Source organism: Sphingomonas sp. ABOLG (genome assembly GCF_003950435.1).
Lineage (GTDB): Bacteria > Pseudomonadota > Alphaproteobacteria > Sphingomonadales > Sphingomonadaceae > Sphingomonas > Sphingomonas panaciterrae.
This window is the reverse complement of record NZ_QQWW01000004.1, coordinates 204910-230662: the sequence shown is the minus strand read 5'-3', so window position 1 is coordinate 230662 and position 25753 is coordinate 204910. Positions and strand designations below refer to the sequence as shown.

Genomic DNA, 25753 nt, shown 5'->3' with positions numbered 1-25753 from the left:
AACTTTTGTTACTCCGCAGCTTCGGCATAGCGGCTGATCATCGACTGCAGCCGGCCTTCGATGATCTGCTCCGCCTCTGCCACGATGCGGTCGACCAGTTCCTTCACCGTCGGCACGTCGTGGATCAGGCCCTGCACCATGCCGGCCGACCAGATGCCGTCTTGGGTATCGCCATTTTCCATCGCCGCACGGCCACGCGCACCTGCCACCAGATGCTGGATGTCCTTGAACTCGGCGCCACCCTTGCGCTCGATCGCCACGACTTCCTGGCTGACCTTGTTCTTCATCACGCGGGCGGTGTTGTGCAGCGTGCGGAAGATGAGGTCGGTCGCGCGCTCATCATTTTCGACCATCTGCTGCTTGAAGCTGTCGGGGATCTGCGCCTCCTGCGTGACGCAGAAACGCGTGCCCATGTTGATGCCGTCGGCACCCAGCGCCAGCGCCGCGACGAGGCCGCGTCCATCGCCGAAGCCGCCGGACGCGAGCATCGGCACCGTGATCTTGTCGGCGGCTGCCGGGATCAGGATCAGGCCGGGGATATCGTCCTCGCCCGGGTGGCCGGCACATTCGAAACCGTCGATCGAGATCGCGTCCGCGCCCATCCGCTCGGCCGACAGTGCGTGGCGGACCGCGGTGCACTTGTGGATCACCTTGATCCCGTGCGCCTTGAAATCGTCGATATGCTCCTGCGGCTTGTAGCCGGCAGTCTCGACCACCTTGATCCCGCCCTCGATGATCGCGCGGCGATATTCGGCATAGGGCGGCGGCGTGATCGTCGGCAGGATCGTCAGGTTCACGCCGAACGGCTTGTCCGTCAGATCCTTGGTCCGCTGGATTTCCTTCGCCAGATCCTCCGGCGTGGGCTGAGTCAGCGCCGTGACGAAACCGAGCGCACCGGCATTCGCGACGGCGGCGACGAGATGCGCCTTGCCGACCCACTGCATGCCGCCCTGCGCGATCGGATAGTCGACCCCGAACGCCTCGGTGAACCGCGTCTTGAGCATTTCCCTCTCCCATGGGCGCCTCGTCGGGCGCGCTAACGTAACAGATGTTATGCCGATCGCGGCGGGGCCGCAAGTCCGCTCGGCGCGCGGTTGGCCCGCCCCGCCAGCTGCCATGCGCACCAACGCGCGGCGGCAGCGGCGGGGGCGGTCCGTCGATCAGAACACGCTGCCCAGCGCCTGCTTGCCCGAACGCGGCCGGATCTGGCTGTTGCGATAGTCGACATCGCTCCAGTCGAGTTCCTTGAACTCCTGCCGGCGCGGCCCGAGGTAGCCGAACAGGAAGGCCGCCACCTTGCGCATCTGGATTTCCTCCGCGCCTTCGGTGATGCGATAGCGGCGATGGTGGCGGTAGATGTGCTCGAACGCCTTGTGGCGCGAATAGCCGATGCCGCCATGGACCTGCATCGCGCGATCAGCCGCCTCGCAGCAGAGGCGATTGCCCCAGTAATTGCACATCGACACCTTGTCCGAGAGGCGCTTTTCCACCTCATGGTGCGGCATCTGGTCCATTTCCCACGCCGTCTTGCGGATCAGCAGGCGAAGCATCTCGGCCTGGGTGGCGAGCTCCACCAGTGGGAACTGGATCGCTTGGTTGCGGGCGAGATCCTCGCCGAACGGCTTGCGCTGCCGGGCGTAGCGGATCGATTCCTCGATGCAGTAAGTCGCTGCGCCCAGCGATGACGCGGCCTGGCGGATGCGATTCTCGTGCACGAACGCCTGGGCGACGGGGAGGCCGTTTTCCGGATCGCCGAAGATCGTCGTCTCCGGCACCCATACGTCCTTGAAGCTGACGCGCGGGTGATCGGTCGGCATGTTGAAGGTCCAGAGATATTCCTCGATCTGGACGCCCTCGTCATCGGTCGGCACCAGGAAACAGGTGATGCCCTTCGCCGCGCCGTCATCGCCGCTGGTGCGGGCGAACAGCGCGCAATGCGTCGCGACGTGCATCCCCGTCGTCCACATCTTCTCGCCGTTGATGACATAGCCCGGCACGCCGTTGCGCGATTCCGGCACCGCGCGCGTTTCCATATGGGTCGCGTCGGAGCCGTGATACGGCTCGGTCAAACCGAAGGTCACCCGGCGGGTGCCGTTCAGCGTACCGGTGATGAATTCCTCCTTCTGCTCCTCGGTGCCGAAATCGTCGAACATCTTGGCGAACGGGTTGTTCGCCACGATGCTGTGTTCGGTCTGCAGATCGTTGTGGAGGCCGAGGCCTTTGGCAGCGAGATATTCGCGGATGACGCACATCCACAGGTTCGACCCGCCCTTGCCGCCGAACTTGGGATCCATCGCGAAGCGCAAATGCCCCGCCTTGTCGGCGCGGCGCTTCGCCTCGCGCATCAGCTCTTCCCATTCGTGCCGCGGCAGGCCGCCGGCCTCGAAATCGGTCCGCGCATATTCGCGGCGGTGGTCGAAGAAGCGGACGTTATCGTCGGCATCCTCCAGCGGCTTGATCTCCGCCTCGATGAACGCATCCAGCTCCTTGAGATAGTCGAGCAGATCCTGCGGCAATCCGAAATCCATGGCCCTCTCCCGAATTAAGTCGACTCTTTTAACTTGCGTAGCGGCCTCTCACGGATTTTAAAGCCCCTAATTCAAACAAGCCGAGGGGCGATGGCGGAGAGGCTTTCGAAAGACGAGTTGGCGCGGCGACTGTCCGCGCTTGCACCGCGCATGGCCCCCGGGGCTGAGCGGGTCGAGAATCTGGTACGGCTGACCGGCGGCGCGAGCATGGAGACATGGGCGTTCGATGCGGTGGGTGAGGGCGAGGCGAAGACGCCGCTGATCCTTCGCCGCCGCACGCGGATGGTGATGAACTCCGCCGTCTCGAAACCGCCGCTGCGTCGCGAGGCGGAGGCGATCGCGCTTGCCGTTGAGGCGGGCGTTCCCGCACCGATCGTCACCTATGTCTGCGACGAGGAGGCCGACGGGCTGGACGAGGCCTATGTCATGCACCGCGTGGCCGGCGAGACGCTGGGCAAGAAGATCACCAGCGATCCCGCCTTCGAGCCGGCGCGCGGCAAGCTTGCCCGGCAATGCGGCGCGGCGCTCGCCCGCATCCACTCGGTCGCGCCGCTTGATGGCCTCGACCAGACCGACGCGGAAACCACCCTTGCCAATTACGAGGCGACGTGGCGCGCCACCGGCGCGGTACGCCCGACGATCGAGGCCGCGTTCCGCTGGCTGGAAAAGCGGCTGCCGAAGGAGAAGGTGACGTCCCGCTTCGTCCACGGCGATTTCCGCAACGGCAACATCATGGTCGATCCCGACGAGGGCCTCGTCGCGGTGCTCGACTGGGAGCTGGTGCATGTCGGCGACCCGGCCGAGGATCTGGGATGGCTGTGCACCAACAGTTGGAAGTTCGGCCGGCCCGATCGCTACGTCGGCGGTTTCGGCGACGTGCAGGACCTGCTCGATGGCTATGCCGAGGCGGGCGGCGAGCCGATCAGCGCGGCGCGAGTCGATTTCTGGTCGATGCTCGGCAGCCTCAAATGGGGCGTCATGACGATGGGCATGTACGCAAGCTTCGCCTCGGACCCGAGCGCCGGGCCGGAGCGCGGCGTGATCGGCCGGCGCCTGTCGGAGACCGAGGCGGACATCGTGGCGATCATCGAAAGGAACGCGGCATGATCACGCACCCGACCGCGCAGGAACTGGTGGCGGGCGTCGCGCAATGGCTGCCGGTCGATGGCAGCGCGAGCGTCTTCGGGCTGCGGGTGGCGCGCAACGCGCTGGAGATCGCCGCGCGCGACATGGCGCTCAGCCCGGCGGCGGACGCCCGGGCGGTGGAGCGGATGCGTGCGCTGCTGCACCGCGACGGCACCCGCGACGAGCTCGACGCCGCCTTGGTCGCCGCGATCCGCAGCGGCACGATCGCCCCCGATGATCCCGCGTTGGTCGCGCATCTGAAGGCGACGGCGCTCGATACGATCGCGATCGATCAGCCCAAATACGCCCATACGCTTGGCTGACTCGCTCCAGCCGCTATAGCCGCTCCTGACACCGCTCACTGCGGGCTGCCGGCGCGCGCTTCTCGTCAATCCAGGATTGGGGCGAAGCGCGCGGTCGGCGACCGCGATCGGGGCGGACCAGCTTTTAGGTGGAGCAGATTATGGCCGGCATGGGCGCCTTCGATTGGGCGGATCCTTTTCTCCTCGACGAACAACTGACCGAGGATGAGCGGATGGTGCGCGATACCGCGCGTGCCTATGCCGAGGAAAAGCTTGCGCCGCGCATCATCGACGCTTTCGCCAACGAACATACCGATCCGGAAATCTTCCGCGAAATGGGGGCGCTCGGCCTGCTCGGCCCGACCGTGCCGGAGGAATATGGCGGCGTCGGCGCATCCTATGTCGCTTACGGTCTGGTCGCGCGCGAGGTGGAGCGGATCGACTCGGGCTACCGCTCGATGATGAGCGTGCAGTCCAGCCTCGTGATGTTCCCGATCCATGCCTATGGCTCGGAGGAGCAGAAGCGGAAGTATCTGCCCAAGCTTGCCAGCGGGGAGTGGATCGGCTGCTTCGGCCTGACCGAGCCGGACGCCGGCTCCGACCCCGGCGGCATGAAGACCCGCGCGGTCAAGACCGATGGCGGCTATCGTATTTCCGGCAGCAAGACCTGGATCTCCAACGCGCCGATCGCCGATGTGTTCGTCATCTGGGCGAAGAGCGACGCGCATGGCGGCGCGATCCGCGGCTTCGTGCTGGAAAAGGGCATGAAGGGCCTCACCGCGCCGAAGATCGAGGGGAAGCTGTCGCTCCGCGCCTCGATCACCGGCATGGTGATGATGGACGATGTCGAGGTGGGCGAAGACTCGCTGCTCCCCGACGTTCAGGGGCTGAAGGGGCCGTTCGGCTGCCTCAACCGCGCCCGCTACGGCATTAGCTGGGGCGCGATGGGCGCGGCGGAATTCTGCATGCACGCCGCGCGGCAGTACGGCCTCGACCGGCATCAGTTCGGCCGGCCGCTTGCCGCGACTCAGCTCTATCAAAAGAAGCTGGCGGATATGGAGACGGAGATCGCGCTCGGCCTGCAGGCCTCCCTGCGCGTCGGCCGCCTGATGGACGAGGGCCGCTTCGCACCGGAAATGGTCTCCATCGTGAAGCGCAACAATGTCGGCAAGGCGCTCGATATTGCCCGCGTCTCGCGTGACATGCACGGCGGCAACGGCATCTCCGGCGAATATCAGGTGATGCGCCACGTGATGAACCTCGAAACGGTGAACACCTATGAGGGGGCGCATGACGTGCACGCGCTGATCCTGGGTCGCGCGATCACCGGCATCGCCGCCTTCTGAGCGCCGGCCCATGAAGGAAACCCCGCTCAAGGGCATCAAGGTCGTCGAGCTTGCCCGAATCCTCGCCGGCCCTTGGGCGGGGCAGATCCTGGCCGATCTCGGGGCCGAGGTGATCAAGGTGCAAAGCCCGGCGGGGGACGACACCCGCACCTGGGGTCCGCCGTTCGTGGAGCATGATGGCGACCGCGCCGCGGCCTATTACCACGCGTGCAACCGCGGCAAGACCAGCATCGTCGCCGACTTCGCGAAGCCGGAGGACGTGGCGCGGGTGAGGGCGCTGATCGCCGACGCCGATGTGGTGATCGAGAATTTCAAGGTCGGCGGCCTAGCCAAATACGGCCTCGATTACGCCAGCCTCGCGCCCGATCATCCGCGGCTCGTCTATTGCTCGATCACTGGCTTCGGCCAGACCGGGCCCTATGCCCACCGTGCCGGCTATGATTTCATCATCCAGGGCATGGGCGGGATCATGTCGCTGACCGGGGAGCCGGACGGCGCGCCGCAGAAGATCGGCGTCGCCTTTGCCGACATCATGACCGGGCTTTATGCCACGATCGGCATCCAGGCCGCGTTGATGATGCGCGCGCGCACCGGGCGTGGCCAGCAGGTCGATTGCGCGCTTCTCGACACGATGGTCGGCGTGCTCGCCAATCAGGCGGCAAACTATTTCGCCAGCGGGGAGAATCCGGCGCGGATGGGCAATGCCCATGCCAATGTCAGTCCCTATGCCGTGTTCCCGACCAGCGATGGCTGGTTCATCCTGGCGGTGGGCAATGACGCGCAATATCACCGCTTCGCCGCGATCGTCGGGATCGGGCCGGACCCGCGATGGGACACCAACGCCGGCCGGATCGAACATCGTGCGCCCTTGTTCGCGCTGATCGAGGAACGCTGCCGCGCTTTCGAACGCGACGATCTGCTCGCGAAGCTGGAGGCGGCGGGGGTGCCCGCGGGGCCGATCAATACCGTCGAGCAGGCGCTGAACGATCCGCAGGTCCAGGCACGCGGCATGGTGCTGCCCGCCAGCGAGACGCGGCCCATCGCCGGCCTGCGCACGCCGATCCAGTTCTCGGACGCCGCGCTCGCGCTCGACAAGGGGGCACCAACGCTCCGCTCCTGATGGCGGCCCCTATGCCAGCATAACTTTTGTTGTGCTCGCGTCCTCGCCGCGATACCTCTCCCTGCAAATCAGACAGGAGAGAGCATCCGTGAGCACGCCACCCCTTGCCGGTATCCGTATCGTTGAATTCGCCGGGATCGGCCCGGGCCCGTTTGCCGGCATGATGCTCGCCGATCACGGCGCGGAGGTGATTCGCATCGATCGGTCGGGCAAGACGCAGGGCAATGGCGTGGCGGAAAAGGATCCGCTGCTGCGCAGCCGCAAGTCGATCGGCATGGACCTGAAGGATCCCAAGTCGATCGCGGCCGTGCGCAAGATCGTGAAGGGGGCGGACGCCATCATCGAGGGGTATCGCCCCGGCGTGATGGAGCGGCTCGGCCTCGGCCCCGACGTGCTGCTCGCCGATAATCCGAAGCTCGTCTACGGCCGCATGACCGGCTGGGGCCAGTACGGCCCGATGGCGCCCGAACCCGGCCATGACATCAATTATATCGCCATTTCCGGCGCGCTCCACGCCTTCGGCCGCAAGGGTGAGAAGCCGACGCCGCCGATCAACCTCGCGGGCGATTTCGGCGGCGGCGGCATGTTCCTCGCTTACGGCATGCTCGCCGCGCTGCTTCATGCGGCGCGCACCGGCGAGGGGCAGGTGGTCGATGCCGCGATGACCGACGGGTCGGCGGTGCTGATGACCATGATGTGGGGCTTCCGCGGCATGGGCCGGTGGAGCGACGAGCGCGGCACCAACCTGCTCGATACCGCCGCCCATTTCTACGACACTTATGAGACGAGCGACGGCAAGTTCATTTCGCTCGGCGCGATCGAGCCGCAATTCTACGCCGAGTTCCGCAAGGTGATGGGGCTCAGCGATGATAAATGGTCGGCGCAGATGGACCAGCGGCAATGGCCGGCGCTCAAGGATGAGCTGGCCGCCCTGTTCAAGACGAAATCGCGCGACCAATGGGTCGCGGCGTTCAAGGGTCACGACGTATGCTTCGCCCCCGTGCTCGGGTTCGACGAGGCGTATGACGATGCGCACAACAAGGCGCGCGGCACCTTTGTCGAAGCAGGCGGCATCAAGCAGCCCGCACCTGCACCGCGTTATTCCAAAAGCAGCACCGTGGCGCCCGCGCTTGGCGGCGATCGGCAGGACGCGGCCGTGCTGCGTGATCTCGGCTTCTCGGCGGACGAGATTGCGGCGCTCGGCTATTGAGGGAAAGGCGCCACGCCGCGCTCCGGCACGGGGTGGCGCTTTTCGCGCAGCGTTTTCGCGCTAAGACGCGCCCATGACGAAACTGACCGTCAACAATGAAGCCGTCGAGTATCTGCTCGATCCGGCGACCCCGCTGTTGTGGGCGCTGCGCGACGCGTCCAACCTGACCGGCGCCAAATATGGCTGCGGCACGGGCGCGTGCGGGGCATGCACGGTCGATGTCGACGGCCGCGCCGTGCGGTCGTGCCAGGTGACGATCGCTGAGGTCGAGGGCAGCTTCGTCACCACGATCGAGGGCCTGTCGCGCGATCGCGCCGATCCGGTGCAACTCGCCATGCTCGACGGCAATGTCGTGCAATGCGGCTTCTGCATCCCCGGCATGGTCATGGCAGCATCGGCGTTGATCAAGGCCAGGCGTGATCCATCCGAGGCCGATATTCGCCGGGCCATCACCAATCTGTGCCGCTGCGGCATCTACCCGCGTCTCGTGGAGGCCATCCAAAAGGCAGCGCGTGTGGCGCGGGGCGACGAAACGATCGATGCCGGCACCCGCCCGGGGATCGACCCGGCGGAGGCCGCCCGCGCCGTCCCCGCGCTCAGTCCTCGTTGATCCGGCTGGTCGCGCGCGTGTCGCGCATCCTGAGGTAGATGATCAGGGAAACACCAATCATTCCCGTCACATACCAATAGAACCCGCGCTCCCATCCGAGGTCCTTGAACTTCAGCGCGACATATTCCGCCGTGCCACCGAACAGCGTATTGGCCAGCGCATAGGGCAGCGCCACGCCCAGCGCGCGGATGTTCGCGGGGAACAACTCCGCCTTCACCACCGCATTGATCGATGTATAACCGGTCACGATCACCAGCGCCGCCATCACCAGACCAGTAGCGACGAACGGGCTGCGCACGCTCTCCAGCGCGACGAAGATCGGATATGTGAACAGGCACCCCGCAATGCCGAACGCGATCATCAGCGGCTTGCGTCCGATCCGGTCGCTCAAGCCGCCGGCGACCGGCTGCAAACACATGAAGAAGAACAGGGTCGCGGCATTGATCCGGCTCGCAACTTCCCGGTCGAAGCCACTGGTATTGACCAGGAACTTCTGCATGTAGACCGAATAGGCGTAGAAGGCGAGCGTGCCCCCCGCCGTCAGCAGCATCACCGTCGCGGTCTCCCGCGGGTGGTGAGTCACCAGCGTCCAGAACCCCGACTTCGGGCCGCTGCTGTTCTTGAAGCTTTCCGTTTCGGCGAGCCCCCGACGGATGCGGAACACGACGATCGCGAGCACCCCGCCAATCGCAAAGGGGATCCGCCAGCCCCAGGAATCCAGGGTGCTTTCATCCATTGTGACCTGCAGGACCAGCAGCACCATGAGTGCCGTGAGCTGCCCGGCGATCAGTGTGACATACTGAAAACTGGAGTAAAAACCGCGCCGGTCACGCCCTGCCATCTCCGACAAATAGGTCGCGCTGGCGCCATATTCGCCGCCAACCGACAGCCCCTGCATCAACCGCGCGAGCACCAGCAGGCCGGGCGCCAAGACGCCGATCGTCTCATAGCCGGGCGTGATGGCGATCAGCAGCGATCCGGCGCACATCAAGGTGACCGACAGCGTCAGCCCCGCCTTGCGGCCGCGACGATCGGCATAGACCCCCATGATCCACGCACCGATCGGCCGCATGACAAAGCCGACCGCAAATACCGCCGCCGCACTCAGCAATTGCGCGGTCTGATCCTCCGCCGGAAAGAAATGAGGCGCAAAATAGAGCGAGAAGGCCGCATAGGCATACCAATCATACCATTCGACGAGATTGCCCGTCGATCCGCCGATGATTGATTTCAGCCTGGGGTTCATGCCTTCAACCTGTCCTGACATCGAACGCGGGGTGCGACCTTCTGCTGCCCCTTACACGTCAGGACAGCCGAGGCGAAAAGAGGTTGATGCTTCGGCATGACGACGTGAAAGAAGGCTGAAAGGGAGAGGCACGATAAAAAGCCTGTTGATCGCTAACCGCGGCGAGATCGCGATTCGTGTCGCACGCACGGCTGCTGCCATGGGAATCGAGACGGTCGCGGTTCATTCCGCCGATGACGCGAGCGCGCCGCATGTGCGCGCCGCTGACCGCGCAATCGGACTGAGCGGCGAAGGTCCGGCGGCCTATCTTTCCCTTGATGCGATGATCGCCGCGGCGCGCGAGGCAGGCTGCGATGCGGTTCATCCCGGCTACGGCTTCCTCAGCGAGAATGCGGCTTTTGCCGAGGCTTGTGCCAAGGCCGGGCTGTTGTTCGTCGGCCCGGAGGCGAGGCTGCTGGCGCTGTTCGGCGACAAGGCGGTCGCCAAGCGCCATGCGCAGGCGGTGGGCGTGCCGGTGCTGGCCGAGGGGGCCGAGGCAAGGGGACCGGTGGTGGTGAAGGCACTGGCCGGCGGCGGTGGCCGCGGCATCCGGGTCGTGCACGACCCGGCGACGCTGGCGGCGCAGATCGAGGCGGCGGGCGCGGAGGCGCTGGCGGCGTTCGGATCGGCCGAGGTGATGGTCGAACGCTATATCCCTGCGGCGCGGCATATCGAGGTGCAGCTTGCGGCCGATGCTGCCGGCCGGGTGATCGCGCTCGGTACCCGGGATTGCACGGTGCAGCGGCGGCACCAGAAGCTGATCGAGATTGCGCCGGCGCAAACGCTCGACCCGGCGCTTGCCGCGCGGATCGAGCGGGCCGCGGAACGCCTGCTGGAAGACACCGGCTATGTCGGGCTGGCCACGGCGGAGTTCCTGGTTGACAAGGAGCGCGCCGCCGATGACCCGGAGGCGTTCGCCTTCCTCGAGGTGAACCCGCGGCTTCAGGTGGAGCATACGGTGACTGAGGAGGTGACCGGGCTGGACCTGGTGGCGCTGCAGCTGCGCCTCGCAGAAGGGGGCAGCGTTCCGGCCGAGCGGCCGGACACGCGCGGCGTCGCGATCCAGCTGCGCATCAATGCCGAGACGATCGGCGGCGACGGCAGGCCGCGCGCGTCCGGCGGCACCATCAGCAACGTCGAGGCACCGGGCGGGCCGGGTATCCGCATCGACGGCGCGTTGAAGGCGGGCATGGCAGCCAACCCACGGTTCGATTCGCTGCTCGCCAAGCTGATCGTCCATGCGCCGGACTGGGAATCGGCGCTGGCGCGGGCACGGCGCGCGGTGGCGGAATTCGAGATCGAGGGTGTTGCGACGAACCTGCCGCTGCATGCGGCGCTGCTCGCGCGCGCCGAGGTGGCGGCGGGCGACGTAGACACCGGCTGGTTCGATCGCAGCGTCGGCGATTTTGCCGTGGCTGCCGCAGCACCCGCCGCGCCCGTGGACGCGCAGGCGATCGTCGCACCGCTCGCTGGCGTGGTGGTGGCGATCGGGGTGCAGCCGGGGGACCGGGTGATGCGCGGTGCCGAAGTGGGGACGATCGAAGCGCTGAAGATGCAGCATGCCGTGATCGCGACGCACGGGGGCGTGGTACGCGCGGTCGTGGCCGAGACCGGGCGGGTGATCGACGAGGGCGCGGTGTTCGTTTCGATCGAGCCATCTGAGGGTGACGAGGATGTCGCGGCCGAAGCCGCGGCGCTCGACCTGGACCTGATCCGCGACGATCTTGCCGAGGTGCGCGCACGCCATGCGCTGGGGCTCGACGCCAATCGCCCGGCGGCCGTGGAGCGGCGGCGGCGTACCAACCAGCGCACGGCGCGCGAGAATATCGACGACCTGTTCGATCCGGGCAGCTTCATCGAATATGGCGCGCTGACGATAGCGGCGCAGCGACGGCGCCGGACCCTCGACGATCTGATGCGCAACACCCCCGCCGACGGCCTGATCGGCGGGATCGGCACGGTGAATGCCGCGGATCATGGGGAGGAAGCCGCCAAGTGCCTTGGCCTCGCCTATGACTATACCGTGCTGGCGGGCACGCAGGGCCATATGAACCACCGCAAGACCGATCGGCTGCTCGGTATTGCGGGCGAGCTGAAGCTGCCGATCGTCTTCTATACCGAGGGCGGCGGGGGACGGCCGGGGGACGTCGATTCGGTCGGCGCGACGGGGCTCGACGTGCCGACGTTCAGCCGCTTTGCCGCGCTGTCCGGTGTTGCGCCGAGGATCGGCATCACGTCGGGCTATTCCTTTGCGGGCAATGCCGTGCTGTTCGGCAGCTGCGACATCACGATCGCCACGCGCGACGCGCATATCGGCGTCGGTGGCCCGGCAATGATCGAGGGCGGTGGGCTCGGCGTCTATTCGCCCAAGGAAGTCGGGCCGGTCGAGGTGCATTGGAACAGTGGTGCGATCGACGTGCTGGCAGAGGATGAGGCGGAGGCGACCGATCTCGCGCGGCGGCTGCTGTCGTTTTTCCAGGGGCGGGTGGCGGGCGGAGATGCGCCGGACCAGCGGCTGTTGCGGCACGTGGTGCCAGAGAATCGGCTGCGCGTGTTCGACATCCGCCGCGCGATCGACGGGCTGTTCGACACTGGTTCCTTCATCGAGCTGCGCGGTGGCTGGGCGAAGGGGATGATCACCGGGCTGGCGCGGCTGGACGGCCGTGCCGTGGGCGTGATTGCCAATAATTGCCGCTACTTGTCGGGCGCAATTGACGCGGAAGGTGCGGACAAGGCGGCGCGCTTCTTTCAGCTGTGCGACGCGTTCGGCGTGCCGATCGTCTCGCTGTGCGACACGCCTGGCTTCATGGTCGGGCCGGAGGCGGAGAAGACCGCGCCGATCCGCCGTGCCTCGCGCATGTTCGTGGTCGGGGCGGCGCTGTCTGTCCCGATCTTCACGGTCGTGGTGCGCAAGGCATACGGGCTTGGCGCGCAGGGGATGGCGGGCGGATCGCTCCATGCGGGGCCGTTCACCGTTGCCTGGCCGACCGGCGAGTTCGGCGGCATGGGGCTCGAAGGGGCGGTGCGGCTCGGCTATCGCAAGGAGCTGGAGGCGATCGAGGATGCCGAGGCGCGAGAGGCGCGATATCAGGAGCTTGTCGCGCATTCCTACGAGCGCGGCAAAGCTGTGTCGGTGGCGCAGTTCCTGGAGATCGACGCGGTGATCGACCCGGCGGATACACGCACCTGGCTGCTGCGCGGGCTCGCCTCGACGCCGGCGCGCCGGTCTGGCCGCTATATCGATACCTGGTGATTTGGGGGACACGATGATCGAACTGTATCACTGCGCGGATGCGCGATCCTTTCGGGCGCTGTGGGCGCTGGAGGAACTGGGGCTCGACTATAAGCTCCACCTGCTGCCGTTTCCGCCGCGCGTGCGCGAACCATCGTACCTCGACGTCAATCCGCTCGGCACCATTCCGCTGCTGGTGGACGGTGAGACGCGGATGACGGAATCGGCTGCGATCGTTCAGTATCTCGCGACCCGTGCGGGGCCGAACGAACTGGTCGTGGAGCCTGGCTTGCCCGACTATGGCGCGTGGCTCAACTGGCTACATTTCGGCGAGGCGACGCTGACCTTCCCGCAGACGTTGGTGCTGCGGTATCGCATGCTGGAGCCGCCGGAGCGGCGCCTGCCGCAGGCGGCGGACGATTATGCGCAGTGGTTCCACTCGCGGCTTCGGCATGTGGAGCGGGCGCTGGGCGATCGCAAATACCTGGTCGGCGGGCGTTTCACGGTGGCAGACATTTCCGTGGGTTACGCGCTGCTGCTCGCGAAGAGCCTGAAGATCGACAATGGCTTTCCGCCGCAGGTTGCCGCTTACTGGGAGCGGCTGAAGGAGCGCGACGGGTTCGCGCGAGCGAAAGAGGCGCAGAAGGCCGGGGCGGCGCCGTTCTAACGCCCGCGTCCCTGCGATGATCGACCGAACACTGGGCTAGCGAGCCGCGAGTTTGCGCAGCGCGCGTTCGAGGCGATCCGGTTCCTGAGCGCCGTTGATGACGAACTCGCGGTCGATCACCATGGTGGGGACGGAAGCGATCCCTTCGGACCGCCACTCGATCTCGTCGTCGTTCACTTCGGCGGCGAAATCGCCGCGGGCGAGGATCTGGAGCGCCGCTTCCCTGTCCAATCCTGCACCAGCAGCGGCATCGGCCAGCACCTGATGGTCGGAAATTGCACGTCCCTGGTCGAAATATGCACGCAGGAGCGCATGTTTGAGCGCCAATTGCCGGCCCTCGCGCCCCGCCCAATGAAGCAGGCGATGTGCGTCGAACGTGTCGTAGAGCCGGTCCGGCCGGCCAGCCATCGACACGCCGGCCGCCTCGGCCGCGGCTCGCACCCCGCCGCCGCGGCTGCGCGCCTGATCGGGCGTGATGCCATATTTGCGCCCGATATTATCGGCCGCCAGCTCGCCCTCTGGCGGCAGGCCGGGGTTGAGCTGAAGCGGGTGGAAGACGAGGTCGACCGGCACCTCGTCGCCGAGGTTGGCGAGCGCGCGTTCGAGGTTGGCGAGGCCGATCAGGCACCAGGGACAGACGACGTCGGAGACGAAATCGATGCGGAGCGTGCGGCCGCTCACCGCGCGACGCTTTCGATCGCGTCGACGATCTCGGGGATCACCTCGACGGGCACGTTGTGGCCCATGCCGCGAACCTCGACCAGCCGCGCGCCGGGGATGCTGGCGGCGGTATCGCGGCCGCCGTCGATCGGCACCAGCGTGTCGTCGGTGCCGTGGATGACGACCGTGGGCGCCTTGATCGTCTTCAGCCGCTCGCGCCTATCCCCGTCGGCGACGATCGCGGCCACTTGCCGCGCGAAGCCATCGGGATAGTTCGAACGCTGGATCGTTTCGCGTACGCGCGCTTCCAGCACCTCGGGCTCCACCGGAAAGGCGGGGCCGGCAAGCACCTTGGACGCGCGGACGCCATGGGCAACGAGCGCCTCGAAATCGTCCGTTTTGGGGCGGTTGACGAGGACATCCATCGCTTCGCGCGAGGCGCGCGACAGCCGGGGATTGCCGGTGGTCGACATGATCGAGGTGAGCGACAGGGTGCGATCGGGATAAGTGGCGGCGAAGACCTGCGCGATCATCCCGCCCATCGAGGCGCCGACAATATGCGCCTTTTCGATCCCCAGCGCGTCCAGCAGGCCGGCGGCGTCGGCTGCCATGTCGCCGATCGTATACGGTACACGCGGGCGCAGGCGTAGCAGGCGCTGGAGTACCAACATGCCGATGCGGGGCGGGCGGGCGTGATCGAGCTTGGTCGACAGGCCGACGTCGCGATTGTCATAGCGGACGACGTGAAAGCCGCGTTCGACCAGCGCCTCAACGAACGGGAGCGGCCAGAGCGTCAGCTGTGCGCCCAGGCCCATGATGAGGAGGATAGTGGGATCGGCGGGGTTGCCGAACGATTCATATTCCAGCTCCATGCCGTACGCGCGCGCCTTCATGGCCTCTCCCTCACCCTGTAATTATCGTGCCAGCCTCCACCGTAAGGGGCCACCGCGTCAAGGTGGTGCCGGGGCAGGGGCCACCGGCGCACGCGCCGCTCTCGATATCGAACAGCGCGCCGTGCCAGCTGCATGCGATGCGATCCGCAGCGACATAATCGTCGAGCTTCTGTGCGAGCGGCAGGCCCATGTGCGGACAGCGATCGACATAGCCGAACACCTGGTCGCCGCGGCGGACGGCGAAACCGTGGAAGCGGCCGGCGCGCATTTCGATGACGAAGCTGCGCGCGGCGCCGTCCGCGATCTGATCGAGCGGGCCGAGCGCGATGCCGGCCGGCGTGGCGGAAAGACGCTCGGTCAGGGCAGTTTCGCCTTGGGGAAATCGGCCCAGCAGGCGTCGTAATCGGGCTGGGCGTGCTCCAGCGCGAAGGCGGTGGGGCGATAGGGCCAGCAGCTTTCCAGCATGAACGCCATCGTGCCGCCGATCCGGTGCGGTTTCAGATCGGCGTTGGAGGCCGCGTCCCACGTCGCCTTGTCCGGCCCGTGCCCGCTCAGCAGATTGTGGAGCGACAGGCCGCCGGGTCGAAACCCTTCGGCCTTGGCGTCATAGGCGCCAGTGATGAGCCCCATCGCCTCGGACATGATATTGCGGTGAAACCATGGTGGGCGAAACGTGTCCTCCGCCACCATCCAGCGCGGCGGGAAGATCACGAAATCGGCATTGGCGCGGCCCGGTACGTCACTGGGCGAGGTCAGCACGGTGAAGATCGACGGATCGGGATGGTCGAAGCTGACGGTGTTGATGGCGTTGAAATGCGCCAGATCATAGCGCCACGGTGCGAGATTGCCGTGCCAGGCGACGACATCGAGCGGGGAGTGATGCAGTTCGGTGCGCCACAGGCTGCCCAGATATTTCTGGATCACCTCGATACGTTCGTCGCGATCCTCGAACCAGGCGTTCGGCGTCTCGAAATCGCGCGGATTGGCGAGGCCGTTGGCGCCGATCGGCCCGAGATCGGGGAGGCGGAACATCGCGCCGTGATTTTCCAGCGCATAGCCGCGCGCCGATCCATCCGGCAGCAGCGCGCGGAAGCGGACGCCGCGGGGAACCAGCGCGATCTGCCCAGGCGCGATGTCGATCCGGCCAAGCTCCGTCAGCAGCGCCAGCCGGCCTTCCTGCGGCACGAACAGCAATTCGCCGTCCGCGTCGACGAAGACGCGGTTCTCCATGTCGCGATCGGCGGCGTAGAGGTGGATCGCGACGCCTTCGAGATCGGCGGGATCGCGGTTGGCGAGCATCGTCGTCATGCCGTCGATCAGATCGACGCCAGTGTCACCGCCTACGGGATCCCAGCGAAGGCGATTGGGGGCGAGCGGTTCCTTGACCGTGCCCGGCGCGAACCGCACGGCGCTTTCGTAGCGGGTGAACGGCGGGTGCTCGGCCGAGGGGCGCAGGCGATAGAGCCACGAGCGGCGGTTCTCGTGGCGCGGCGCGGTGAAGGCGGTGCCGGAGAGCTGCTCGGCATAGAGGCCGAAGGGCGGCTTCTGCGGCGAGTTGCGGCCGATGGGGAGGGCGCCGGGCACCGCTTCGGTCGCGACATGATTGCCGAAGCCGGGGGTGTAGGCCGTGCTGTCCGCGGGGGTGGCAGTGTCGTTGGGCATCCTCACCTCGGGCGGGTTTTGTTTTGGGTAGTCAGGAGTGGCGCGAGTGGCTCGCCGGCGCGTCAGACGCGGCAAAGCCGCGCCTTGTGCGCCGGCTTTGCTGCGCTGACCGGTCGATGGCGGCGCCGGAGCGCCGCACCTCGATCGAGGCAGACGCCTCGATCATCGGTCAGGCATCGACCTTAATGACGCCCCGACGGATCTGGTCCAGCTCAATGCTTTCGAACAGCGCCTGGAAGTTGCCGTTGCCGAAGCCTTCGTTGCCCTTGCGCTGGATGATCTCGAAGAAGATTGGGCCGAACATGTTCTCGGTGAAGATCTGGAGCAGGATGCCCTCGTCATTCTCGACCGACCCGTCGATCAGGATGCGGTTCTTGCGGAGCCGCTCGAGATCCTCGCCGTGGCCGGGCACGCGCTTGTCGACCAGCTCGTAATAGGTCTCGATCGTGTCCTGCAGCTTGACGCCGCGGGCGCGCAGCCGCTCGACGGTGTCGTAAATGTCGTCGGTGGTCAGTGCGAGGTGCTGGATGCCTTCCCCCTGATATTCGCGGATGAACTCCTCGATCTGCGAATTGTCGTCCTGACTTTCGTTCAGCGGGATGCGGATCGCCTTGTCGGGCGCGATCATCGCCTGGCTGAACAGGCCGGTCGCCTTGCCCTTGATGTCGAAATACTTCTGCTCCTCGAAGTTGAAGAGCGTGCGGTAAAACTGGCTCCACACCTGCATCTGGCCGCGGCGGACATTGTGGGTGAGGTGATCGAGCAGGTCGAGCCCGACGTTGTTCTTCGCCTCCGCCTCGCGCCAGCCGTCGAACTCGGCCCAATTTTCATACAGGTCGATGCCGTCCTGAATGAAATAGAGGTACGATCCGCCGATCCCCATGATGACGGTATCGTCTTCCTCGGTCGGCTTGCCGCCGTTGGCGAGCGCCCATTCCAGCGCCTTCTTCGGATCGGCAACGCGGAACGCCATCGCGCTGGCAGAGGCGCCATGTTCGTTGCGGAACTGCTTCACCCGGCCCGCCTCGTCGCGGTTCAGCATCAGGTTGATGCGGCCCTGCTTGTAACGCGTGATGTTTTTCGTCGGGTGACGGTGCGTCGGCACGAAGCCCAGCTGCTCGAACTGCTTCGCCATCGCTTCGGGATCGGGCGAGGTAAATTCCACGAATTCAAAGCCGTTGAGGCCGAGTGGGTTGCCGGCAGACATTGGCGCATCCTCAATTGGTAACATTTGTGACTATGATCGCGGCTTGAGCGATCCGTGTCAAATGCTACCGGTTGCTTCATGACCAACCAGCTCGTGCTTGACCGGTTCCTCCCCTATCGGCTGTCGATCACCTCCAACCTGGTGAGTGACCGCATCGCCAAGGCCTATGAATCGCTGTTCGGCCTCACCATTCCCGAATGGCGGCTGGTGGCCGTGATCGCCGAGGTGGAAGCGATCACCCAGGCGGAAATTGGCGAGCGCACCCGAATGGACAAGGTGACGGTCAGCCGCGCGGCGATCGCGCTGGTCGAGCGCGGACTTCTCGCGCGCGCGCCCAATCCGGGAGACAAGAGGTCGCATCACCTGTCGCTGACGGATGAAGGGCGCGATCTTTACGCCAGCGTCGCGCCCAAGGCGCTGGAACTCGAGAGCAAGATATTCGCTCGGTTTACGCGTGCCGAGTTGGACCGGTTCGTGGCCATGCTGCGGCGGATCGATACGGCAGCGCTGGAGACCTGAGGTGGACGACGCGCCCCTGATTGCCGGCGTTGAGCTGGGCGGCACGAAATGCGTGCTGATCCTCGCGAAGGGCCCCGATGCAATCCTGGAGCGTGTCGAACTGCCGACGAGAAAGCCGGAGGAGACACTCGCCGCGATCGAGGGGGTGATCGACAGTTGGCGCGGCTTCCAGGCCTTGGGAATCGCCAGCTTCGGACCAATCTCCATCGATCGCCGTGCTGCCGATTACGGTCACATCACATCGACGCCGAAACCGGGCTGGCGCGGCACGGACGTCGCGCGGCGCCTTGGCAGTCGGTACGGCGTTCCCACCGGCTTCGACACGGATGTCGTCGGTGCGGCGCTCGGCGAGGCGCGCTGGGGCGCCGCCGCGGGGCTGAGCGACCTGGCCTATATCACGGTCGGCACCGGCGTTGGCGTCGGGCTCGTGGCGCATGGTCGCCCGGTGGATGGGCTGACGCATGGGGAACTCGGCCATGTTCGTCCGGTGCGCATGGCAGGGGACGAATGGACGGGGAGCTGCCCGTATCACGGCGCCTGCGTGGAGGGGCTGGCGGCAGGCCCGGCGATTGCCGCGCGGACGGGGATGGCGGGGGCGGATGTGCCGCCGGATCATCCGGTCTGGGCCACTGTGACGCATGCCTTGGCGCAATTGCTGCACACCATCACGCTCACGGGCGTTCCGCGCAGGATCGTGCTGGGCGGCGGGGTCATGATCGGCAATCAGTTCCTCTTTCCGCAGATCCGCGCGGCGTTGCGCCATTCACTCGGCGGCTACGTCGCCCTCCCGGAAGTTGAGGATGTCGACGCCTTTGTCGTCCCGCCGTCGCTCGGCAATAATGCCGGTCCGCTGGGCGCCATCGTCCTGGGCGAGCAGGCACTCGCTCGGACCTAGTTACATCGTACCTTTGCGCATTGTGATCGTGGCTTGTCCGAATGCATCGGCTGTGATCTGACGGCGAGAGTACGACCGGCGCCACCAAAACGGATTATCCCTTAAGAGACGCTGTGTTCGCTGCTCATTAACTCATTAATGCAATGTGTTGTTAGGGGCGGGAGGTCAGTCGCGTGATGACCGGTTCAACATCGATGCGCCTGCTGATCGTCGATGATGATCCCTCCGTGCAGGAGATCTATCGCCGCAGCTTCGAAACTGATGGCGGCACTACCGGCGCGCCCGCTGAGGCCTTCCGCGGATCGCGCACGGGAAAATGGCCCATCCCGGCGTTTGATTGCACGTTCCACGATCAGGGGCTTGATGCCATTCAGGCCGTCGAGGCTGCCCTGGGCGAAGGCCGGCCCTATCCGGTCGCCTTCATCGACGTTCGGATGCCACCAGGCATTGACGGGAAGGAGACGGCCCGCCGCATACGGACGATCGATCCCGACATCCATCTGGTCATTGTCACCGGCTATTCGGACGTATCCCCGGCGGAAATCATCGAAGTGGCGGGGCCTCCCGACAAGCTGTTCTATCTGGCGAAGCCCTTTGAAGCTGCGGAGGTGGTGCAGACCGCGATCGCGCTCGGCAAGCGCTGGGACGTCGATCGCGAGCTTGCCGACGTGCGGGCCGATCTCGCGCGGCACATTGCGCTTCTTGAGCAGCAGGCAGCCGCGCTGGCGGCCAATGAGCAGCGCGCGATCCATGTCGCCAGCCATGATGCGCTGACCGACGCGCCCAACCGGCTGGCGTTTCAACATGCCCTGAACGAGCGGGTGCGCCGACTCGGCCCGGTCGCGGTCGCCATGGTCGACCTGGATCGTTTCAAGCTGGTCAACGACACGCTGGGGCACCTGGCGGGCGACGAGATGATCCGAGCCGTGTGCGCCATTCTTCAGCAGGCCGTTCCGCAGAACGCACTGGTTGCGCGGCTGGGCGGGGATGAATTCGGCCTGCTGTTCGACACTGTCGCCCCGGAAGCCGCGCTGATGGCTTGCGAGCGGATCGTCGCGGCGTGCGATGTTTCATTGAGGGTGATGGGCGATCCGGTGCACGGCTCCGTTTCGGCCGGCGTCATGGTGTCGCATGAAACGGGTGTGCGCGACCCTGTTGACCTGATGCGCAGGGCGGATCTTGCGCTCAACGAGGCGAAACGAAGCGGGCGCAATGCGGCGCGGCTGTTTGACGAAAGCCTTGATGAAGGGATCCGGCTGCGCCGCCAGATCGAGAGCAACCTCAGTCAGGCGATCGCGCGCGACGAATTGAGCATGTTGTTCCAGCCGATCGTGGCGACCGACACGTTCGAGGTCGTCGGGTTCGAAGCCTTGTTGCGCTGGCATGCGGTTGCGGTTGGGCCGATCAGCCCGGCCGCCTTCATTCCGATCGCCGAGGAATCGAACCTGATTCACGAATTGGGGGACTGGGTGCTCGCCAGGTCGCTCGCTGTGCTGAAGGACTGGCCGGGGCAATATGTCTCGGTCAATTTCTCGCCACGTCAGTTTCGGCGGCACAATTTCGTCGGCTATGTCATGGAGCAGGTGCAGCGTGCCAATGTCGCGCCGTCGCGCCTTCAGATCGAGATCACCGAAACCGCCATCTTCGACGATGCGGAGCGTGCCGCCGACACCATGTACCGGCTGCGTCAGATGGGGTTTCGCATCGCGCTCGATGATTTCGGCACCGGCTATTCCAGCCTGTACAACATCCGCAAGTTCGCGCTCGACAGCCTGAAGATCGATCGCAGCTTCATCGATGGGATGATGCGCGAGCGAGAGTCGGTCGCCATCGTCCACTCGATCATCCATCTCGGGCAGGCGCTAGGGCTTGGCGTCATTGCGGAAGGCGTCGAGACCGATGGGCAAGTGGCGATGCTGCGCGCCGCGGGGGCCAGCCACCTCCAGGGCTATCTGTTTGCCGTGCCGATCACGGCGGAGCACGCGGCTGCACTTGCGAAGTCAGGCATCACAGGCGTGTACGCCGCCGTCCCTTCAACCGTCGCGGAAAGCGGAGCCACTGGTTGAGTTCGTACGCAAATCGACAAGACATGCGACGCAGTCAGTAAGCCGCCACCTGAAGGAACTAGGTCAGTTTAGGTCAGCCCGCGGTGGGTGCAAGTGCGACCAGGTACGTCCACACTCGGCATCAGGCGCGGGCCGCATTCCGGATTATCGGGGGCGACGCGCCAACAGCAACATGCCGCTCATGACCGTGACGGCACCAACGCCAGCGGCGCCAAGTAGAATGACGTTCGCATATTCCATCAACCATCCCCTCATATTCCGGCGAGCCGGCAATTATTATGCGGGGAAGTTGCCCTGACCTTGCTAATTACGCAAGCACGTATGTCGTAACCCGATCAATTTGGCTGATCGGGTACAAGTCGGACGTCAGGCTTCGGCAGACCGGCACGGCAGGATTAGCGTAACAGTCACAATCCCAAGCGCCTCGCCCCTGACGGACAAAAGGATTGACGGGACGAGGCGCCCGGCTGGAAGCCTGGGACCCAGCGATTGCCGGTCCGTCTCGCGCATGTCGCTGAGGATGGAGCATGACGCAAGCGGATCATTTCACACCCGCATCTACATGAGCGCCGCATCTGCGAGGGAGTTCGGGTGGATGCGGCGCTCACTAGCGGCGCGCTCTGATTAGAGCCGTAGAGCCGATATGCGACTATTCACCAGATTTCTCCCAAAAGCAAGATGAGTGCCAGCCGCCGTTCAGCCTCGTGAGGCAGGGACGTTCGCCAGTGAGCTCGATCAGCCGCTATCAGCGATCCGCTGCGCCTTGGCTTGCGCCCATCAGACGCCCGCTCGTCAGCATCGCGGCAACGAGCGGGTCGCCCGCGCGGGCAGGGGCGTTGCGAATGGCGGCTTCCTCATTGCCGATCGCCCGCCAGATCGCCTGCGCTACCTGGGTCGTGATCGTCCTCTGAATAGCGCTGACGTTGATTCCGGTCGCAGCGCCGATGACGGGACCGAGAACAGACTGGCTGTCGAACTGACGCAATCCGCGGCCTACCGCGGGCAGCATGGCATCGAGGATCCGATCTCCGATGGCTTGTTGAAGATAACCCGTTGCTGCCGTTGGCCCGCCGCGAACGATGCCTAGCGCGTCACTGAAGGTGAGGGACCGGATCGAGTCCAGGATCAGCGGGGCCGCACGGTCGGCCGCATCCGCGGCAATGCGATTGATCGCGAGTGTGATTTCACGCTGTACTGGCGCCGAGCGGAGCAGCGCCCCCAGCACAGCGCCGGATCGATCGCCTTCCACGCCCGGGATCGTTAGCCGGGCCGCAGGATCGTTGAGAAAGCCAGTGTCCGATACAAGACGGGTCAGCGCACGCTCGCTCGAAATTGTCAGCAGCCGTCGCAATGCCTCCGTCATGTCGCCCGACATGGCTGTCGTGGCACAGCCTGCCACCATCAGCCCCGGTAGCGCGATCCCCGCGCCGATCAGCAATGCGCGCCGCGTGAAATGGGTCATCCGTCACTCCCAACCTTGAAGCGCATCGCGATTGGGGATGGCTTTCGGAACGCCCGCTGAACGGCGCTGGCGCTGATCGGGAGATGAGCGGCTACAATCTACTTCGGCAGAAACGCACCCGGATCATTCACTGCGGCAGTGATCAAGGCTTCTGAGCGACCGGCAGCATCCGTACCGAGTGCCGATGAGTAAAAAGGGGGCGGCCGCGGCGCCGAAGTTTCCGCCAGGGAAACACCGACAGCGCGGCCGCCTTGTTACGATTGAACGATTATGACTTCGGAAGCTGGATTGTCGGTCCCAAGGCCGTGAGCACCTGGTTGGCGTTGAAGCTTCCCTTGCCCGTCGCTGGCCCGCGCTGCATCAGGATATCGGCCTGCGCCTCGTATTTGGTGACTGTGCTGACATCGACGGTATCTGCCCAGAACGGATCGCCCGTCCACGGATTCCAGCTGCGCCACCCGGCCGGTCCGTAATACCGCCATGCCGGGCGCCACCAGCCATAGGGCCCGGTGAACAGCGGGTCCGGTGTCAATTGCGTCTCGACGTCACTTTCATTGACGTTGGTGAGGATCTTGAAGCTCTGATAGCCATTCTGCGCGGTCAGCTGCGCCGCCCGATAGAGTAGGTAATCGTCCACCGTCTTGCGCGAGGTGTAATCGTTGCCGACGAACGTGACGCGGTAACGATCAGGCGCAAGTTGCGTGTCGGAATAGCCGCCGCTGACCTTACCGGAGCCTATCGGTTGATACGGCGTTGGCGTGGTCGCGCATCCTGCGAGTCCCCCAACGGAGATCGCCAGAGCGGCTGCGATGGTGGTTTTTCTGAAGGTCGTGGGCACGGACACGTCTCCTTTCTTATGTTTTCGGAACACAGATCGCGGTTGGCGCTACGGTGAGGTCATGAACGTGCTCCTCAATGGGCCATGAACAGACTGACATTGCTGTTGGTGGAGAGGGCCTGGGTCACACCGCCGAAAATCCGCTCCTGCAGCCGCGCGTGGCCGTAGGCGCCCATGACGATGTATGATGCGTCGGCCAGTGCCGCGGCCTCGGCGAGCACCTCGCTGGTGATCCGGTCGGATCGGGCCACTTCGCGGATATCCGACCTGATCTCGTAATAGCCGAGGTATTCGGCGGCATCCGTGGGCGGAAGTCCATGGGGCTTCGCTTCCTCAATATGCACGATCGTCACGTTCTCAGCCCGCGACAGGAGCGGGACGGCCGCGCACAATGCGCGCGCCGCTTCCGCAGAACCATTCCACGCCACCATCGCATTGCCGTGAGCGTCGAAACGCGTGCCGCCAGGAGCGATCGCGAGGACCGGCGTGTTGCTTTGCGTGGCGAGCCGCGCTGGCGGCGGCGGCCGATCGCCAAGCTCGTCCTTCTGCGGAATGCTCACGATGGTCAGGTCGACCAGCGCAATGCGATCCAGCGCGCTGCTGCGTGGATAGCGGGTGCCGGTGATCCACGTGCGCAGCGCGTCCGCGCGTTGCAGCTTGGCGTCGATCTCCTGCTTGTTCTTCGCCTCCCGCTCCCGCATGTCCTCGAGCAGATCGAACATCGGATAGACCCCACCAAAGGGATCCATCGCCACGAACGTATCCGGCGTGATCATCTGCAAGCAATGAAGATGGGCGTTGAAGGCGCCGGCGAGATTGAGCGCAGCTTCGACCCGATCGATCGTGCCGCTATCCTCATTCGCATAAAGCAGAATCGACCGCATCCTCTTCCCCGCGCCTTTGTGGGTGCCTGGATGAAGAAACTGGGCCTTTCTGCACCTGAACGGTATACGTAACGGTGCGTAAGGATGATCTAATCGAAGTCTTTAGAGCTGAACGTCACGCCATTCTGGTGATGACGGCACGGAACCGGCGCAGGGCAAAGACGAAGAATACAGCGCCAATTGCAGCAAGCGCGATCATCTGCGGCCAGACGGCATCAATGCCAGCGCCGCGAAACAGGATCGCCTGACCCAGGCTGATGAAGTGCGTGGTCGGCGCCGCGAGCATCACGTTCTGAACAATTTCCGGCATGCTTTCCCGCGGCGTGATCCCGCCCGAGAGCATTTGCAGCGGCAGGAGGACAAGTACCGCAAGCATCCCGAACTGGGGCATGTTGCGCGCAACCGTCGCCATGAAGATCCCGATCGACGTGGTGGCGAACATCGCGAGCGTTGCGCCGGCGAAGAACAACGGCAGCGATCCCGCGATGGGGACATGCAGCAATCCGCGCACGACCAACTGCGTCGACAGGAAGGATGCCACCAGGACGACCAGGCTCATCGACCACACCTTGCTCGCCATGATCTCGAACGGGGTCACGGGCATGACGAGGAGGTGCTCGATCGTGCCGTGCTCGCGCTCGCGGATCAGCGCCGCGCCGGTCAGGATGATGGCCAGCAAGGTGATCTGGTCGATCACCTGGACGAGGGCGCCGAACCAGATGGCGCTGAGCGTAGGATTGTAGCGCGCACGCACCTCCAGATCGACCGGCAGCGCGCTTTTGCCCTGTTGGCGGGCGACGAAGCTGTTCACCTCACCCAGCGCGATCTGCTGGATATAGCTGCTGCCGGTGAAGGCCTGAGTCATCCGCGTGGCGTCGGTGTTCAGTTGCAGTTCCGCCGCGCGGCCGCGCAGCACGTCACGCTGGAAGTTGGTGGGAATGCGCAGCACGAACGTATAGCGTCCCGTGTCCAGACCGGGATCGATCTGGGCGCTATTGATGAGCATCGGCGGGGCGAACTGCGGGGGATAGAAGGCATCGATGATCCGCCGCGACAGCGGGGAGCGATCCTCATCGACAATCGCGATCGACGCCATGTGGAGCGTTTCCGGCATCGCCTTGGCCGAGGTGTAGATCACCCCGGTGAAGGTGAAGGCAATCAGCAGAAGCATCACGGGATCGCGCCACAGGCTCCACAGCTCCTTCATGCCGAGCCGGTATATGTTGGAGAGCGTGCGCATCG

Annotated in this window: 24 protein-coding genes; 12 read left to right on the top strand and 12 right to left on the bottom strand. The window is 65.3% G+C overall.

Features of this window, described 5'->3' with window-relative positions; genetic code table 11:
- Nucleotides 1–8: 8 nt before the first annotated feature.
- Both CA236_RS06725 and CA236_RS06720 read right to left on the bottom strand, forming a co-directional pair.
- Nucleotides 9–1004, bottom strand: coding sequence for a nitronate monooxygenase family protein (locus CA236_RS06725; RefSeq protein ID WP_125945020.1), 996 nt, complete (start codon nt 1002–1004; stop codon nt 9–11).
- Nucleotides 1005–1160: 156 nt separating this feature from the next.
- Nucleotides 1161–2528, bottom strand: a complete 1368-nt coding sequence (locus CA236_RS06720) for an acyl-CoA dehydrogenase family protein (RefSeq protein WP_046410740.1) — start codon at nt 2526–2528, stop codon at nt 1161–1163.
- A gap of 90 nt (nt 2529–2618) precedes the next feature.
- On the opposite strand from CA236_RS06720, the gene CA236_RS06715 reads away from it, so the two are divergent.
- The 6 genes from CA236_RS06715 (at nt 2619) to CA236_RS06690 (ending at nt 8241) form a co-directional block, all read left to right on the top strand.
- Nucleotides 2619–3635 (top strand): phosphotransferase family protein, encoded by a 1017-nt coding sequence (locus CA236_RS06715; protein WP_046410739.1) that lies wholly within the window; start codon nt 2619–2621, stop codon nt 3633–3635.
- The gene (locus CA236_RS06710) at nt 3632–3976 is read left to right on the top strand and encodes a DUF6285 domain-containing protein (RefSeq protein WP_052742602.1); all 345 of its coding nucleotides are present in this window, start codon (nt 3632–3634) and stop codon (nt 3974–3976) included. The genes CA236_RS06715 and CA236_RS06710 overlap by 4 nt, the downstream gene beginning before the upstream one ends.
- Nucleotides 3977–4116: 140 nt before the next feature.
- Entirely contained in the window at nt 4117–5301 is a 1185-nt protein-coding gene (locus CA236_RS06705; RefSeq protein WP_125945019.1) for an acyl-CoA dehydrogenase, read from the top strand.
- A 10-nt stretch (nt 5302–5311) separates the two neighbouring features.
- Nucleotides 5312–6421 carry a CaiB/BaiF CoA-transferase family protein gene (locus CA236_RS06700; RefSeq protein ID WP_125945018.1) on the top strand — a complete coding sequence of 370 codons (1110 nt, stop codon included), beginning with the start codon at nt 5312–5314 and terminating at the stop codon, nt 6419–6421.
- Nucleotides 6422–6509: 88 nt separating this feature from the next.
- Nucleotides 6510–7631, top strand: coding sequence for a CaiB/BaiF CoA-transferase family protein (locus tag CA236_RS06695; protein ID WP_125945017.1), 1122 nt, complete (start codon nt 6510–6512; stop codon nt 7629–7631).
- A 73-nt stretch (nt 7632–7704) separates the two neighbouring features.
- Nucleotides 7705–8241, top strand: coding sequence for a (2Fe-2S)-binding protein (locus CA236_RS06690; protein WP_046410733.1), 537 nt, complete (start codon nt 7705–7707; stop codon nt 8239–8241).
- Here the strand turns inward: CA236_RS06690 and CA236_RS06685 are convergent.
- Nucleotides 8228–9487, bottom strand: a complete 1260-nt coding sequence (locus CA236_RS06685) for an MFS transporter (RefSeq protein WP_241212549.1) — start codon at nt 9485–9487, stop codon at nt 8228–8230. The two genes, CA236_RS06690 and CA236_RS06685, sit on opposite strands and share 14 nt — an antisense overlap.
- 145 nt (nt 9488–9632) lie before the next feature.
- Between CA236_RS06685 and CA236_RS06680 the strand changes: the two genes are divergently transcribed.
- Together CA236_RS06680 and CA236_RS06675 are read left to right on the top strand one after the other, a co-directional pair.
- On the top strand, nt 9633–12779 hold the full coding sequence (locus CA236_RS06680; protein ID WP_206430518.1) for a carboxyl transferase domain-containing protein: 3147 nt from the start codon (nt 9633–9635) through the stop codon (nt 12777–12779).
- A gap of 13 nt (nt 12780–12792) precedes the next feature.
- A complete protein-coding gene (locus tag CA236_RS06675) occupies nt 12793–13425 on the top strand; it encodes a glutathione S-transferase family protein (protein ID WP_125945014.1) in 633 nt (210 codons plus the stop codon).
- A gap of 36 nt (nt 13426–13461) precedes the next feature.
- On the opposite strand, the gene CA236_RS06670 is transcribed toward CA236_RS06675, so the two are convergent.
- From CA236_RS06670 to hppD, 5 genes are all read right to left on the bottom strand, one after another.
- Nucleotides 13462–14106 carry a DsbA family oxidoreductase gene (locus CA236_RS06670; protein WP_125945013.1) on the bottom strand — a complete coding sequence of 215 codons (645 nt, stop codon included), beginning with the start codon at nt 14104–14106 and terminating at the stop codon, nt 13462–13464.
- Nucleotides 14103–14978: an alpha/beta hydrolase gene (locus CA236_RS06665; protein WP_125945012.1), complete on the bottom strand. Its 876-nt coding sequence runs from the start codon at nt 14976–14978 to the stop codon at nt 14103–14105. The genes CA236_RS06670 and CA236_RS06665 overlap by 4 nt, the downstream gene beginning before the upstream one ends.
- 10 nt (nt 14979–14988) lie before the next feature.
- Nucleotides 14989–15339 carry a Rieske (2Fe-2S) protein gene (locus tag CA236_RS06660; protein WP_125945088.1) on the bottom strand — a complete coding sequence of 117 codons (351 nt, stop codon included), beginning with the start codon at nt 15337–15339 and terminating at the stop codon, nt 14989–14991.
- A complete protein-coding gene (gene hmgA, locus CA236_RS06655; RefSeq protein WP_125945011.1) occupies nt 15336–16640 on the bottom strand; it encodes a homogentisate 1,2-dioxygenase in 1305 nt (434 codons plus the stop codon). The genes CA236_RS06660 and hmgA overlap by 4 nt, the downstream gene beginning before the upstream one ends.
- 169 nt (nt 16641–16809) lie before the next feature.
- Nucleotides 16810–17847, bottom strand: coding sequence for a 4-hydroxyphenylpyruvate dioxygenase (gene hppD, locus CA236_RS06650; RefSeq protein WP_125945010.1), 1038 nt, complete (start codon nt 17845–17847; stop codon nt 16810–16812).
- A 78-nt stretch (nt 17848–17925) separates the two neighbouring features.
- Here hppD and CA236_RS06645 point away from each other — a divergent pair, with 78 nt between their 5' ends.
- From CA236_RS06645 to CA236_RS06635, 3 genes are all read left to right on the top strand, one after another.
- Complete coding sequence (locus CA236_RS06645) at nt 17926–18366, top strand: MarR family transcriptional regulator (protein ID WP_046410719.1); 441 nt, start codon at nt 17926–17928, stop codon at nt 18364–18366.
- A 1-nt stretch (nt 18367) separates the two neighbouring features.
- The gene (locus tag CA236_RS06640; RefSeq protein WP_241212548.1) at nt 18368–19261 is read left to right on the top strand and encodes an ROK family protein; all 894 of its coding nucleotides are present in this window, start codon (nt 18368–18370) and stop codon (nt 19259–19261) included.
- Nucleotides 19262–19437: 176 nt separating this feature from the next.
- Nucleotides 19438–21327 (top strand): GGDEF and EAL domain-containing protein, encoded by a 1890-nt coding sequence (locus CA236_RS06635; protein ID WP_241212547.1) that lies wholly within the window; start codon nt 19438–19440, stop codon nt 21325–21327.
- Between the two features lie 745 nt (nt 21328–22072).
- On the opposite strand, the gene CA236_RS06630 is transcribed toward CA236_RS06635, so the two are convergent.
- From CA236_RS06630 to CA236_RS06620, 3 genes are all read right to left on the bottom strand, one after another.
- Complete coding sequence (locus CA236_RS06630) at nt 22073–22789, bottom strand: DUF4197 domain-containing protein (protein WP_125945009.1); 717 nt, start codon at nt 22787–22789, stop codon at nt 22073–22075.
- A 268-nt stretch (nt 22790–23057) separates the two neighbouring features.
- Nucleotides 23058–23627, bottom strand: a complete 570-nt coding sequence (locus CA236_RS06625) for a hypothetical protein (protein WP_125945008.1) — start codon at nt 23625–23627, stop codon at nt 23058–23060.
- 74 nt (nt 23628–23701) lie between these two features.
- Entirely contained in the window at nt 23702–24409 is a 708-nt protein-coding gene (locus CA236_RS06620; protein WP_164518888.1) for a universal stress protein, read from the bottom strand.
- A 3-nt stretch (nt 24410–24412) separates the two neighbouring features.
- Between CA236_RS06620 and CA236_RS18730 the strand changes: the two genes are divergently transcribed.
- Nucleotides 24413–24583 (top strand): hypothetical protein, encoded by a 171-nt coding sequence (locus CA236_RS18730; protein WP_164518887.1) that lies wholly within the window; start codon nt 24413–24415, stop codon nt 24581–24583.
- A gap of 43 nt (nt 24584–24626) precedes the next feature.
- Here CA236_RS18730 and CA236_RS06615 read toward each other — a convergent pair whose 3' ends face one another.
- Complete coding sequence (locus CA236_RS06615) at nt 24627–25751, bottom strand: ABC transporter permease (protein WP_125945006.1); 1125 nt, start codon at nt 25749–25751, stop codon at nt 24627–24629.
- Between the last annotated feature and the right edge of the window lie 2 nt (nt 25752–25753).

What these genes read in the sequence shown, in the direction of transcription:
- CA236_RS06725 (WP_125945020.1), bottom strand. Translation starts at nt 1,004, where the DNA reads ATGCTCAAGACGCGGTTCACCGAGGCGTTCGGGGTCGACTATCCGATC.
- CA236_RS06720 (WP_046410740.1), bottom strand. Translation starts at nt 2,528, where the DNA reads ATGGATTTCGGATTGCCGCAGGATCTGCTCGACTATCTCAAGGAGCTG.
- CA236_RS06715 (WP_046410739.1), top strand. Translation starts at nt 2,619, where the DNA reads ATGGCGGAGAGGCTTTCGAAAGACGAGTTGGCGCGGCGACTGTCCGCG.
- CA236_RS06710 (WP_052742602.1), top strand. Translation starts at nt 3,632, where the DNA reads ATGATCACGCACCCGACCGCGCAGGAACTGGTGGCGGGCGTCGCGCAA.
- CA236_RS06705 (WP_125945019.1), top strand. Translation starts at nt 4,117, where the DNA reads ATGGCCGGCATGGGCGCCTTCGATTGGGCGGATCCTTTTCTCCTCGAC.
- CA236_RS06700 (WP_125945018.1), top strand. Translation starts at nt 5,312, where the DNA reads ATGAAGGAAACCCCGCTCAAGGGCATCAAGGTCGTCGAGCTTGCCCGA.
- CA236_RS06690 (WP_046410733.1), top strand. Translation starts at nt 7,705, where the DNA reads ATGACGAAACTGACCGTCAACAATGAAGCCGTCGAGTATCTGCTCGAT.
- CA236_RS06685 (WP_241212549.1), bottom strand. Translation starts at nt 9,487, where the DNA reads ATGAACCCCAGGCTGAAATCAATCATCGGCGGATCGACGGGCAATCTC.
- CA236_RS06675 (WP_125945014.1), top strand. Translation starts at nt 12,793, where the DNA reads ATGATCGAACTGTATCACTGCGCGGATGCGCGATCCTTTCGGGCGCTG.
- CA236_RS06665 (WP_125945012.1), bottom strand. Translation starts at nt 14,978, where the DNA reads ATGAAGGCGCGCGCGTACGGCATGGAGCTGGAATATGAATCGTTCGGC.
- hmgA (WP_125945011.1), bottom strand. Translation starts at nt 16,640, where the DNA reads ATGCCCAACGACACTGCCACCCCCGCGGACAGCACGGCCTACACCCCC.
- hppD (WP_125945010.1), bottom strand. Translation starts at nt 17,847, where the DNA reads ATGTCTGCCGGCAACCCACTCGGCCTCAACGGCTTTGAATTCGTGGAA.
- CA236_RS06645 (WP_046410719.1), top strand. Translation starts at nt 17,926, where the DNA reads ATGACCAACCAGCTCGTGCTTGACCGGTTCCTCCCCTATCGGCTGTCG.
- CA236_RS06635 (WP_241212547.1), top strand. Translation starts at nt 19,438, where the DNA reads ATGACCGGTTCAACATCGATGCGCCTGCTGATCGTCGATGATGATCCC.
- CA236_RS06630 (WP_125945009.1), bottom strand. Translation starts at nt 22,789, where the DNA reads ATGACCCATTTCACGCGGCGCGCATTGCTGATCGGCGCGGGGATCGCG.
- CA236_RS18730 (WP_164518887.1), top strand. Translation starts at nt 24,413, where the DNA reads ATGAAGATGGGCGTTGAAGGCGCCGGCGAGATTGAGCGCAGCTTCGAC.
- CA236_RS06615 (WP_125945006.1), bottom strand. Translation starts at nt 25,751, where the DNA reads ATGCGCACGCTCTCCAACATATACCGGCTCGGCATGAAGGAGCTGTGG.